Source organism: Actinomadura terrae, from assembly GCF_022751215.1.
Classification (GTDB): domain Bacteria; phylum Actinomycetota; class Actinomycetes; order Streptosporangiales; family Streptosporangiaceae; genus Spirillospora; species Spirillospora terrae.
Map to the genome: position 1 here is coordinate 1,121,760 of NZ_JAICDG010000002.1, position 12,693 is coordinate 1,134,452.

A 12,693-nucleotide genomic window follows, 5' to 3' on the forward strand; every position below is an offset into this window, starting at 1 on the left:
CCTCATGAAGGACGGCACGAAGGAGCCCGTGCGGATCGCCGGATGGTCGGGGCCGCGCAACATCTCCACCGCGTTCATGCGGGCGTGGGAGAACCGCGAGGACACCGTCGTCGTGGACGAGCCGCTCTACGCCCACTACCTCGCCGCCACCGGCCTCGACCACGTCGACGCCGACAAGGTGATCGCCGAGGGCGAGCCCGACTGGCGGGCGATGGTCGACCAGCTCCTCGGCCCGGTCCCGGGCGGGCACCCCGTCTACTACCAGAAGCACATGGCGCACCACCTGCTCCCCGGCATGGACCGCTCCTGGATCAAGGAGCTGACCAACGTGATCCTGATCCGCGACCCGCGCCAGGTCGTCGCGTCCTACGTCAAGACGGCGATCAAGAACGCGGAGCTGGCGGTCACGCCCGAGGACATCGGCGTCCCGCAGCAGGTGACGCTGTTCGACGAGCTGACCGAGATCGGTGCCCGGCCGCCCGTCGTGGACGCGATGGACCTGCTCAACGAGCCCGAGGCCGTCCTGCGGGCGCTGTGCGAGCACGCCGGGATCGAGTTCACCGACCGGATGCTCTCCTGGCCGCCCGGCCCGCGCCCGACCGACGGCGTCTGGGGCGCCTCCTGCTACGAGCGCGTCTGGAAATCGACGGGATTCGAGCCCTACCGGCCCCGCACGCAAGAACTGCCGGCCAGTGCGGAACGCACCGTGAACGCGTGCCTACCGCACTACGAATATCTGCTTGAAAACCGGATCAAAGTCTGAGAAGAACCGCAATAGACGCGATATAGAAATTATCTAGCGCGGGCTGAATAAAATGCCTTCGCCGGTGTGATGTGCGAGCGCGGGAGGAGCGCGGAAAATGACGAATCCGTTCGAGGACGCGGACGGCAGGTACCTGGTGCTGGTCAACGACGAGGGGCAGCACTCGCTGTGGCCGTCGTTCGCCGAGGTGCCCGAGGGCTGGAGCGTGGCGCTGCCCGAGACCGGCCGCCAGGAATGCCTCGACTACATCAACGAGAACTGGACCGACATGCGTCCGAAGAGCCTCGTCGCGGCCATGGAGCGTGGCTGAGATCGGGCGGCGGAACGAGCCGGACAGCGGAGGGACGGCGCGGATGAACCACCCCACAGCGCTCGCCGACAGCGTGGCGGAGTACGAGGCGAACGGCTGCGTCGCGGCGGGCCGGCTCGACACCGCCACCGTGGACGAGCTGCGCGCGAGCATCGACCGGATCAGCAAGGAGACGCGCCCCGAGGTCGTCTACGAGGAGGGCGGCGACGTCGTCCGCGCGCTGCACGGATGCCACCGCTTCGACGCCGCGTGCGCCGAGCTGGTGCGGCACCCGATGCTGCTCGACCTCGCCGAGGCCGTGCTCGGCGGGCCGGTCTACGTCTACCAGTTCAAGGTCAACGTCAAGCAGCCCCGCGAGGGCAAGGAATGGCCCTGGCACCAGGACTACCCGTTCTGGCACCACGAGGACGGGATGCCGGCGCCCCGCGCGCTCAACATCGGGATCTTCCTGGACGACGTCCACGAGCACAACGGGCCGCTGACCGTCCTGCCCGGCACCCACCGGCTCGGCATCATCGAGTCGCCGGGCGCGGTGCCCCCGGCCAAGGGCGGCGACTGGCGCGACCACGTGTCGGCCAAGCTGACCTACACCGTGGACAACGCGCGGGCGGCCGAGCTGGAGCGTGACCACCCGGGCCGCGCGCTGCTCGGCCCGGCGGGCACCGTGGTCGCCTTCCACCCGAGCCTGCTGCACTCCTCGACCAACAACCCGTCCGACACCCGGCGGGCCCTGCTCCTGATCACCTACAACGCGGTGGACAACGTGCCCGCGCACGTCACCCGGCCCGAGTTCCTCGTGGACCGCGACACCACCCCGCTCGAACGGCGCTGAGGCACCCCATGCCCCTGATCCCGGTCAACGGTGTCCGGCTCCACTACCTCGACGACGGCGACGGCGACCCCGTCGTCATGGTCATGGGGACGGGCGGCGGCGCGCGGGCCTGGCACCTGCACCAGGTCCCGGCGCTCACCGCCGCGGGCTACCGGACGATCACGCTCGACAACCGGGGCATCGCGCCGAGCGACGAGTGCGCGGACGGGTTCGGCGTCGACGACCTGGTCGGCGACGTCGCCGCGCTGATCGAGGCGCTGGAGCTCGGGCCGTGCCGCCTGGTCGGGACGTCGATGGGCGCCTACGTCGTCCAGGAACTCGCCCTCGCCCGCCCGGACCTCGTGTCCCGGGCGGTGCTCATGGCGACCCGGGGCCGCAGCGACGAGATGCGCGACGCGCTCGCGCGGGCCGAGGCCGAGCTGTACGACGCGGGGGTGGCGCTGCCGCCGTCCTACCTCGCGGCCGTGCGGGCGACGCAGAACCTGTCGCCGCGCACGCTGGACGACCCGCAGGCCGTCCGCGACTGGCTGGACGTGTTCGAGGCGACGCCGCCCGCCGGGCCCGGCGTCCGCGCCCAGCTCGGGCTGGAGCCGATCCCCGACCGGCTCGCCGCCTACCGCTCGATCGCCGTGCCCTGCCACGTCATCGCGTTCGCCGACGACCTGCTCACCCCGCCGCACCTCGGCCGGGAGCTGGCCGCGACGATCCCGGGCGCCACGTTCGAGCTGATCGGCGGCTGCGGCCACTACGGGTACCTGGAGGACCCCGAGGCGGTCAACAAGAGCGTCATCGAATTCCTCCGCAAGCCCGCGTAGCGACGAATTCAGGCAATTACGTTAATGGAGGATGTTCCCATGTCCGAAAGCCGTGAATGGCTCCCCCTGGAGGTCCACGCGGACGCGGAGGGCCTGCCTTCCGGCGCGGACGGCGTGCTGGAGTACGTCCGATCGGGAGACTTCGGCGACCTGCTGGTGAAGTCGAAGGCGGTCGTGTTCCGCGGCTTCGGGCTCACCGAGGACACCCTCGAACCGGTGATGGACGAACTGCTGCCCGGCCGCCTCGCCTACCTGCACGGGACCTCCCCCCGCACCAAGGTCGGGAACAACGTCTACACCTCGACCGAGTACCCGCAGGAACTGACGATCTCGATGCACAACGAGCTGTCGTACGCGCACAAGTGGCCGTCGCGGCTCATGTTCTGCTGCACGACCACGCCCGGCAGCGGCGGCGCCACGCCCGTCGTGGACGGCGTCCGCTGGCTGGAGTCGCTGGACGCCGAGGTCCGCGACGCGTTCGCGGGCGGCGTCCGCTACACCCAGAACCTGCACGACGGCCTCGGCCTCGGGCTGAGCTGGAAGACCACCTTCGAGACCGAGAGCCGCGAGGAGGTGGAGAAGTTCCTCGCCGACACCGAGGCCGAGTGGGAGTGGCGGCCCGACGGCACGCTGCGGATCGTCCAGAACCGCCCGGCCACGATCCGGCACCCGGTGACCGGCGACGAGGTCTGGTTCAACCAGGCCGACCAGTTCCACCCCGCCGCGCTCGGCGACGAGACCGCCGCCGAGCTCGCCGAGATCCTCCCGCCGGAGGAGCTGCCCCAGTCGGTCAGCTACGCCGACGGGACCCCGATTCCCGCGGACCACGTGATCCACGTCCGGGACGTGGCGCTCGACGTGGCGGTCGACGTCGACTGGCTCGCCGGCGACCTGATGATCATCGACAACGTCGCCGTGGGCCACGGTCGCCGCCCGTTCACCGGGGACCGGCGGGTGCTGGTCGCGATGTCCTGACCCACGCCGATCTCGCGGGAGACCCCATGGACCTCAGCCTGTTCTACTTCGCCAACGACAGCACCGCCTCCGGCGGCGGCGGGCGCTACGACCTCCTGATGGAGGGCGCGCGCTACGCCGACGTGCACGGCTTCTCCGCGGTGTGGACGCCCGAGCGGCACTTCCACCCGTTCGGCGGCTCCTACCCGAACCCCTCGGTGCTCGGCGCCGCCGTCGCCGCCATCACCGAGAACGTCGCGATCCGCGCGGGCAGCGTCGTCTCGCCGCTGCACCACCCGCTGCGCATCGCCGAGGAGTGGTCGGTCGTCGACAACCTGTCCGGCGGGCGGGTCGGGCTGGCGTTCGCGTCCGGCTGGAACGCGGTCGACTTCGCCCTGGCGCCGGACGCCTACGAGGGGCGGCGGCAGACCGTCATCGACTCGGTCCACACCGTCCGGAAGCTGTGGCGCGGCGAGACCCTCGCCGCGACCGACGGGCGCGGCCGGGACATCGAGGTCCGCGCCTACCCGCCGCCCGTCCAGGACGAGCTGCCCGTGTGGGTGACGGCCGCGCGCGGCATCGACACCTTCCGCGCCGCCGCCAAGCTCAAGGCCGGGGTGCTCACCCACGTCCTCGGGCAGTCCCCCGAGGAGCTGGCGGCGAAGATCGCCGAGTACCGGCGGGTCGCCGCGGCCGAGCACGACGGCTGGCAGGGGCACGTCGTGCTGATGCTGCACACCCTGCTCGGCGACGACCTGGACCAGGTCAGGCGGCACGTCGACGCGCCGTTCCGCGCCTACCTCAAGAGCTCGCTGCACCTGTTCGCCTCCTCGCTGGTCGGCGGCGAGATCGATGTGTCCACGATGAACGCCGACGACGTCGACTTCCTCATCGAGAAGGCCTTCGAGCGCTACTTCCCGAGCGGCGGGCTGTTCGGCACGATCGAGCAGGCCGTCGAGGTCGTCGAGATGGCCGCCGCGATCGGGGTGGACGAGCTGGCCTGCCTGATCGACTTCGGGGTGGACGGCCTCGCCGCCCTCGCCGGCCTCGAGCATCTCGGCAAGCTCCATTCGGTGCTGCCCCGGGGATGAGCAGGGACAGCACCCGAGGTGCCCGCCGCCGCACCCGCGCGACCCGCGGGAGCGGCGGCGGCGACGGGCTCCGCCCGCTCCGGAAGAACAGGGACTACCGCCTCCTGTGGAGCGGCGCCTGGGTGTCGTTCCTCGGCTCCCGGGTCGCCCAGGTCACCTATCCGCTGCTGGTCCTGTGGGCCACCGGCAGCGCCGCCTACGCGGGGATCATCGCGTTCGCCGCGTCCGCCCCGAACCTCGTGTTCCAGCTCCCCGCCGGCGCGCTCGTCGACCGCTGGGACCGCAAGCGCGTCATGGTCGTGTGCGCGCTCGGCCGCTTCCTCGTGCTCGGCAGCGTGCCGCCCGTCCTGCTGGCCGGGACGATCAACCTGGTCCACCTGGTCGTGGTCGTCTTCGTGGACGGCTCGCTGACCATCTTCTACACGCTGGCCGAACGCGCGATCATCCGCCAGGTCGTCGACCGCCGCCAGCTCCCCGACGCGCTCTCCCAGAACGAGGTCCGCAGCCGCGTCGCCGGGCTGGTCGGCGGGCCGCTCGGCACGTCCATCTTCGGGCTCGCCAAGGGCGTGCCGTTCATGGTCGCGACGCTCGCGCACCTGATCTCCGTCCTCGCCATCATGCGCATCCGCGCGAAGAAGCCGGAGGCGCGACCACCGAAGCCGCAGCAGCCCGCGCTGGCCGCACCCGCCGCACAGCAGAAGGCGCCGCAGAAGAAGCCGTCGCTGATGTCGGACATCCGCGAGGGCATCGTCTGGCTCTGGCGGCAGAAGACGCTGCGGATCGCGATCCTGCTGTACTCGATCACGAGCGCGCTGTTCCCGTTCATCAGCCTCGGCGTCCCGGTCATCCTGGTCGTCGAGGAGGGCCGCGGCCCGGCCACCGTCGGCGCCGTCTCGGCGGTCAGCAGCATCGGCGGCATCATCGGGTCGGCCGCGACGAACTGGCTGATGAAGCGGTTCGGCATCCGGCCGCTGTTCATCGGCGTCCACGTCAGCTGGTTCCTGCTGATGGTCGCGATGGCGTTCGCCCGGACGCCGATGGCGATCGGCGCGGTGTTCGCCGGGCTCAACGTCGTCACCGCCCTGTTCGGCGTGGTCGGCGCCGTCTACCAGATGAAGGTCACCCCCGCCGACATGCAGGGCCGGGCGGGCGCCACCGTCGGCCTGCTCGTGCTCGGCGCGACCGCGCTCGGCTCGCTCGGCGCCGGGTTCGCGCTCCAGGGCCTCGGCTCGGTCCACACGATCTGGGCGGTCAGCGGCGTCATGCTGTTCCTGACCGTCATCGCGATCGTCAGCCCCGGGCTGCGTGCGGGCGCCCGCGACCCCGCCTTCACCGTCTACGCGGGACGGCACCGCCGCGAGGAGCGGGCCGAGGAGATGGACACCTACCTCACGCAGGCCCGGACGCTGCGCGTCCCGGTGTCGGCGGAGAGCCTCACGATCCCGCTCAAGCTCCCCAACCTCGGCGCCGCCCACCCGTTCGCGCCGCCGCCCTACATCCCGAACCAGCACGACCCGTCCGACCCCAACGCCACGCGCTGGGACATCCCGGTCATGAGCCCGCAGCAGCAGCCCGCCGAGGAGAAGCGCGTCGCGGGAGACCCCGCCCCGGCCAAGACCACCACGCGGAGCGACATCCCGCTCCCGCGGCGCCGTCCCCCCGGTGACATGGAGCGCACATGAGCAACCTGACGACCCGGACGAGCGCCCCCGCCGACGAGTTCCGCGAGGTGATGTCCCACGTCGCCAGCGGCCTGGTCGTCATCGCGGGGCTGCGCGGCGGCCGTCCCGCCGGGCTGACCGCCAGCAGTTTCTTCTCGGTGTCGATGCGGCCCCGCCTCGTCGGCTTCTGCGTCGCGACGGCGTCCCGCACCTGGCCCGGGCTGGCCGGGGACGGCGGCGCCCTGTGCGTCAGCCTCCTGTCGTGCGACCAGCGCTCCGTCGCGGACGCGATGGCGAGCCGGGAGCCCGACAAGCACACCCGCGTCGAGTGGACGCTGTCTCCGGCGGGCCAGCCCGCCGCGACCGGCGCGATCGCGGCGATCGACTGCGAGGTCGCCGCCGCCGTCCCCGCCGGGGACCACCTGATCGTGACCGCGCGGGTCACCGCGATCACGCACTACCGGGAGCGGGAGCCGCTGCTCTACCACCGCCGCGGCTACCACGGCCTCGGCCCGCGCATCCCCTAGACATGAAGAACCGGCCAGGACCGAGACCTGGCCGGTTCTTCGCCGGGGGTGGGCTTAACAGACGGCCGTCAGGCGGACGTCCGCGATCTCGGGGAGCGGCGGGCACGGGCGCAGCGAGCCGACGCCGCTGACCGCGCGCTCCCGGCCGAACTCCCGGTACAGCCCGTGGAACCGGTAGCGCGGCATGCCCGTCAGCGGGCAGATCCCGACCTGGAGCATCCAGGCGTCCACGAGCGACTCGACGATCTCCTCGGCGACGTCCTCCGGGACGTCGAGGACGAGCGAGGCCGTCCGCGCGGAGAACTCCTCGGCGTCGAGCAGGCTCAGCAGCGCGAACGCCTCCCGCGCCCGCTCGTCCAGGTCGTCGTAGTCGGCCTGGATGCGGGCGCGCAGGTCCATCCGCCCGTAGCGCAGCTCGTCGAGCCTGCTGCCGGACGCGGCGATCCGCTGCGCCACCATCGCGAGGCTCCAGTGCGGCTTCGCGCACAGCCGGGAGCCGAGGATGCGCAGCGCCAGCGGGTGCGCGCCGCACAGGTCCACGAGCCGCCGCGCGTGCTCGGGGTCGCGCGCCACCCGCTCCTCGCCGACGATGCGGCTCAGCATCGCGACGCCGCCCTCGGTGCCGAGCGTGTCCAGCCGGATCGTCCGGACGCAGGCGTGGGTGGCGAGGTCGCGGCGGGTGGTGACGATCGTCCGGCACTCCTGGCCGCTCGGCAGCAGCGGCGTCACCTGCGTCTCGTCGGCGGCGTTGTCGAGCACGACCAGGACGCGGCGGTCGGCGACGAGGCTCCGGAACAGCTGGACCCGCTCGGCGAGCCCCTCCGGGATCTCCGCGTCGGACATGCCGAGCGCGCGCAGGAACGACAGCAGCACGGTCGCCGGGGGGACGGGCCGCCCGTCCGCCGTGGCGAGGTCGCCGTAGAGCTGCCCGTCGGGGAACTGGTCCCGCACGGCGTAGGCGGCGCGGACGGCGAGCGCCGTCTTGCCCGACCCCGCCATCCCCGTGATCTGGAACGTGGCGGGAGCGGAGTTGTCGCGCGAGGTGAGCAGGTCGAGGAGGCCGTTCAGGACCTCGGTCCGCCCGGCGAAGTCGACGGCGTTGGGCGGCAGCAGCCGGGGCCGGACGGCGTCGCGCGGCCCGGTGACCCGCGCCGGCTCGCCCCCCGGGACGTGCTTGAGCGAGGCGTCGTTGGTCAGGATCGCCTGGTGGATGTCCAGCAGCGCGGCGCCCGGGTCGATGCCGTACTCCTCGGCGAGCATCCGCCGGCCCTCCTGGAAGACCGCGAGCGCGTCGGTCTGCCGGCTGCTGCGGTACAGCGCGATCATGAGCTGGCCGCGGAACCGCTCGCGCAGCGGGTACTCCGACACGAGGCCGGTCAGCTCGGAGATCAGCCGCAGGTGGTCGCCGAGCGCGAGGTCGGCGTCGATGCGGTGCTCCAGGACGGCCATCCGCGCCTCTTCGAGCCGGGGCAGCTCGGTCTCGGCGAGGAACTCGGTCACGTTGGCGAGGGCGGGCCCCCGCCACAGCGACAGCGCCTCCCGGAAGCGGATGCTCGCCTCGCGGTAACGCGTCTTACCAATGTCGTCCACGCCCGCCTCCGACAGCCGGAGAAAGCGCTCGTGGTCGAGTTCGGAATGGCCGATGCGCATCATGTAGCCGGGCGGCTTGCGGGCGATGCTCACCTCCGACCCCAGATATTTACGGAGCCGGGAGACATAGGTGTAGATCTGCGCGCTGGACGTCGCGGGAGGGTTCTCCCCCCACAGCAGCGCGCTCAGCCGGTCGTCGGGAAGGATTCCCTCCCGCGCGAGCAGCAGGGAGGCGAGGACGGTCTTCTGCTTGGCGCCGTCCAACGCGATGAGGCGCCCATCGCGGCGAGCTTCGATGGAGCCGAGAATGCGAAATTCCACGCTGGATATCCCCCAGTAGTAGTCGCTGCCGACGGAGCCGAGCCGGCGCCCGCGTCGCCCGCACACTGGGCGACGTCCGCGCGGGCGCCATCGTCTCCGTCCACCGGCGGCCGGCTTCCCCGCCCGGCCACCGCCTTCGGTGCCCCGTACACCGTGTTCTGCCTTCTTCACCCCTCATGCGGTGCCGCGGCCCGCGTCCTGCCGCGGCTCGTGTCGTGTTCTGTTCTGTGCTGTGTCGCGCTGAGCACTGTGCCGGTCGGCGTGCCGGTCAGCACTGTGTTCCAGGTGCGTTGTGTTTCGGTTGGAACTCTGAGTTTCAGGTTGGGTCGTGGTCAGGCGGCCGCGGGGGAGCCGCCGTGCCTCCGAGCGCGCGGGGGAGGGGCGGGCACGGCCGCCTACCCCGGAGCCCTCGCCGGTGCTCCGGCGACGTCAGGACGTTCCGACCCGCACCGCCCACCGGGACGACCCGGGGGCACGGCGGGGAACGGCGGCGCGTCGCGGGGAGCACGATGGCGACGGCCCGGTGACGACTCTGGCGGAGGGCACACATCAAGTGTTGCGGTCGTCCCTTACAGATCGCTTACCACCCGCCCGCGCACCGCCTCCGTGTCGCCTCAGCATCCGGTCACCCCTCACCGAGCAGGGACTTCACGTTCTCGGCGGCGTCGGCGTCCGCCAGCCGCTCGAACATGCCGAGCGCCTCGCGCCACACCTTGGCCGCCGCGTCGTCCGCGCCGGTGCCCCGGTAGGCGTGGCCGAGGGCGGTCAGCGCCTCGGCGAGGAACGCCTGCCAGCCGCGCGCCCGCCACAGCCGCACCGACTCCTCCAGCGCGTCCACGGCCTCCGCCGGACGGCCCGCCGCCAGCTCCAGCTCGCCCAGCACCTTCAGCGCGTCGGCGAGATGGTGGTTCATCCTGTACCGGCGGCTGATCGAGATGACCGTGCCGATGGCGGGACGCACCCGGGGGTCGTCCATCGCCGCGTACAGCTTTCCGAGGTACAGCAGCGAGAACGCCTCGGCGTAGCGGTCCTGGAGGGCGTGGCAGAGGTCCAGCGAGCGCACCAGCAGGTCGTGGCCCTCGCCGACCCGCCCGGTGAGGCACTGCGCGACGCCGAGGAACTGCATCGCGGTCGCCTCGACCCGGGGGTTGTCGAGCAGCCGGGCCAGCTCCAGGCTGCGCTTCAGCTCGGCGGCGGCCGCGTCCGCGTGGCGCTCGCCGTAGGCGAGGCCCATCAGGTGGTGGGCGCGCGCCTCGCCGCCGAGGTGGTCGGTCTCCCGGGCCAGCTCCAGCGCCCGCCGCGCCGACTCCATCGCCCGCTCGGGCTCGCCCATCGCCGCGAGGCCCCAGCCGCGCATGACCAGCGCGTCCGACATCCCGCGCCGCTCGCCCGCCGCCTCGAACAGCCGGAGCAGCTCGCCCGCCCCCTCGTACAGGTTGACCATCGCCTCGCCCGGACGGTCGGTCGCGAGCCAGGTCGTCACCTCGATCAGCCCGCGCGCCAGCACCGCCTCGCCGAGCACGTTGCCCGACGCGCGGCACAGCCGCGTGGCGCGCTCGTGCATCAGCTGCCAGCTGGACGCCATGCCCTTGATGTCGAGGTACTTCTCCTGGGACGCGGCGAGGTCCCAGGCCAGCTCGTCCAGGCCGAGGTCGCACGCCTGGAGGACCCCGGCCGACAGCGCGTCCCGCTCGGCGTCGAACCAGGCCATCGGGTCGGCCAGCAGCCGCTCGGCCACCCGCTCGGGCAGCGGCACCCGCGTCGCGGTCCCGTGGATCAGCGCGTAGCAGGGGCCCGGCACGTGCTCGGCGGCGCGCTCGGTCAGCCACAGCCACGCCCCGAGCGCGCGCCGGACGGCCGCCGCGCGGGTCTCGCCGTCCTCCTCGTTCGCGGCCAGCTCGCGCGCGTACAGCCGGACGAGGTCGTGGTAGCGGAAGCGCGGCGCGCCCGTCTCGTCGACGCCCGCGACCGTGAGCAGCTGCGCGTCGACCAGCGCCTCCAGGTGGTCGCGGCCGGTCTCGAACGGCACCTCCAGCACCGCCGCCGCGATCCAGTCGGCGAAGTCCGGCGCGTCCAGCAGCGCCAGCAACCGGAACAGCCGCCGCGTCGCGGCGGGCAGCCGCGCGTAGCTCAGCTCGAAGCACGCCCGCACCGCGAGGTCGCCGGTGCTCAGCTCGTCGAGCCTGCGGCGCTCGTCGCGCAGCGTGGCGGCGAGCTGCTCCAGCCGCCAGTGCCGCCGTCCCGTCAGCCGCGCGCCCGCGATGCGGACGGCGAGCGGCGTGTAGGCGCACAGCCGCACGATCTCGGCCGCCGCCTCGGGCTCGGCGGCGAGCCGGGCGGGTCCGATGATCCGGCCGAGCAGCCGCACGGCCTGCTCGGAGGTGAAGGCGTCCAGGTCGGCGGACGCGGCGCCCTCCAGCCCCGTCAGGGGGACCCGGCTGGTCACGATCGCCGCCGAGCCGCTGGAGCTCGGCAGCAGCGGGCGCACGTCCCGCTCCGAGAGCGCGTCGTCGAGCACGACCAGCACGCGGCGGCTCGCGAGCAGGCTCCGGTACAGCGCCTCGCGGTGCTCCTCGGACGGCGGGATGTCGCGCCCCGCGATGCCGAGCGCCCGCAGGAAGCCCTCCAGGACGCGGCCGACGTCCGCGTGCCCGCCGTCGGGCGCGCGCATCCGCGCGTACAGGGTGCCGTCGGGGAACGTCGCCGACTGCGTCTGCGCGACGTGCAGCGCGAGCGTCGACTTGCCGACCCCGCCCATGCCGGTGATGACTATCACCGACGGCGTGCGGCGGCGGGCGAGGGCCCGCGACAGCTCCGCCACCTGCTCCTCGCGTCCGACGAAGTCGGGCACCGGCGGCGGCAGCTGCGCAGGTACGGGGATCGTGGGCGCGCGCTCGTCCTCGGCGGGCTCGCGCGGGCGCGGCGGCTCGGCGCCCCGCCCGTCGCGGCTCAGCGCCGACAGGTACACCCGGTGGACGCGCTCGCCCGGCTCCACGCCGAGCTCCTCCACGACCCGGTCGCGGAAGACGCCGTAGCGGCTGAGCGCCTCGGCGGCGCGCCCGTCGTGGGTCAGCAGCTCCAGCAGCCGTCCGGCGAGGCCCTCGTGCAGGGGGTACGCCTCGGCCAGTGCGGTGAGCCGCCCGATCGCCGTGCCGGGACGTCCCGCCGCGAGCGCGAGCCCCGCCAGCTCCATCGCCGCCGACTGCACCTCGTCGTCCACCGACCGGAACAGCGGGTCGGCGAGGTCGGCGGCGGCGAGGTCGGCGAGCACGGGCCCGCGCCAGGGCGCGAGCGCCGACTCCAGCGACCGGAGCCGCTCCAGCACCTGCCGCGCCTTGGTCGCGCGCCGCACCGACGCGCGGAACCGGCCGAGGTCGACCGCGCCCTCGGGCAGGCGGAGGTGGTAGCCGACGCCGTCGTTGGTCAGCGTCCAGGTGGTCTCGGTGGACGGCCCGAACCGGCCGAGCCAGCGCCGCAGCCGGGACACCGCCACCTGCACCGCGCCCGGGCCGACGCGCTCGGCCCGGTCGTCCCAGACGAGGTCCATCAGCCGGGCCGTGCTCAGCGGCCGGTCGCCGGCGATCAGCAGCGCGCCGAGCAGCCCCCGCAGGATCGGTGAGCGCGGCGGCGGCACCGGGGCGCCGCGCGCCTCGATGCGCAGCGGGCCGAGGACCTCGAAGCGGACGGTCCTGGCGAGGAGGTCGGGGGTTGTATCAGTGGTCGTGTCAGTCGTCGTGTCAGGGGGAGCTTCATCGGGTGTCACCTCTGGCATGCCAACCCGTGTCTTTACACACCGACGGCCGCGTTCCAGCGCTGTCGCGGATCTGTC

General features: G+C 73.0%; 10 protein-coding genes. 8 read left to right on the forward strand and 2 right to left on the reverse strand.

Going from position 1 to position 12,693, the window contains the following annotated elements:
- Nucleotides 1-4: 4 nt before the first annotated feature.
- From K2F47_RS14985 to K2F47_RS15020, 8 genes are all read left to right on the forward strand, one after another.
- Nucleotides 5-763: a sulfotransferase-like domain-containing protein gene (locus K2F47_RS14985; protein WP_242903506.1), complete on the forward strand. Its 759-nt coding sequence runs from the start codon at nt 5-7 to the stop codon at nt 761-763.
- 97 nt (nt 764-860) lie between these two features.
- On the forward strand, nt 861-1,073 hold the full coding sequence (locus K2F47_RS14990; protein ID WP_242903508.1) for an MbtH family protein: 213 nt from the start codon (nt 861-863) through the stop codon (nt 1,071-1,073).
- Nucleotides 1,074-1,116: 43 nt separating this feature from the next.
- Nucleotides 1,117-1,905, forward strand: a complete 789-nt coding sequence (locus K2F47_RS14995; protein ID WP_242903510.1) for a phytanoyl-CoA dioxygenase family protein — start codon at nt 1,117-1,119, stop codon at nt 1,903-1,905.
- A gap of 8 nt (nt 1,906-1,913) precedes the next feature.
- Entirely contained in the window at nt 1,914-2,720 is an 807-nt protein-coding gene (locus tag K2F47_RS15000) for an alpha/beta fold hydrolase (RefSeq protein ID WP_242903512.1), read from the forward strand.
- A gap of 39 nt (nt 2,721-2,759) precedes the next feature.
- A complete protein-coding gene (locus K2F47_RS15005; RefSeq protein WP_242903514.1) occupies nt 2,760-3,695 on the forward strand; it encodes a TauD/TfdA family dioxygenase in 936 nt (311 codons plus the stop codon).
- 26 nt (nt 3,696-3,721) lie between these two features.
- Nucleotides 3,722-4,765 carry a MupA/Atu3671 family FMN-dependent luciferase-like monooxygenase gene (locus tag K2F47_RS15010; RefSeq protein ID WP_242903515.1) on the forward strand — a complete coding sequence of 348 codons (1,044 nt, stop codon included), beginning with the start codon at nt 3,722-3,724 and terminating at the stop codon, nt 4,763-4,765.
- Nucleotides 4,762-6,447 (forward strand): MFS transporter, encoded by a 1,686-nt coding sequence (locus K2F47_RS15015; protein WP_242903517.1) that lies wholly within the window; start codon nt 4,762-4,764, stop codon nt 6,445-6,447. The genes K2F47_RS15010 and K2F47_RS15015 overlap by 4 nt, the downstream gene beginning before the upstream one ends.
- Complete coding sequence (locus K2F47_RS15020) at nt 6,444-6,953, forward strand: flavin reductase family protein (RefSeq protein WP_242903519.1); 510 nt, start codon at nt 6,444-6,446, stop codon at nt 6,951-6,953. Before K2F47_RS15015 ends, K2F47_RS15020 begins: the two co-directional genes overlap by 4 nt.
- A gap of 54 nt (nt 6,954-7,007) precedes the next feature.
- Here K2F47_RS15020 and K2F47_RS15025 read toward each other — a convergent pair whose 3' ends face one another.
- Together K2F47_RS15025 and K2F47_RS15030 are read right to left on the reverse strand one after the other, a co-directional pair.
- Complete coding sequence (locus tag K2F47_RS15025; protein WP_242903521.1) at nt 7,008-8,864, reverse strand: AfsR/SARP family transcriptional regulator; 1,857 nt, start codon at nt 8,862-8,864, stop codon at nt 7,008-7,010.
- Between the two features lie 625 nt (nt 8,865-9,489).
- Nucleotides 9,490-12,627 carry an AfsR/SARP family transcriptional regulator gene (locus K2F47_RS15030; protein ID WP_242903523.1) on the reverse strand — a complete coding sequence of 1,046 codons (3,138 nt, stop codon included), beginning with the start codon at nt 12,625-12,627 and terminating at the stop codon, nt 9,490-9,492.
- Nucleotides 12,628-12,693 lie beyond the last annotated feature (66 nt).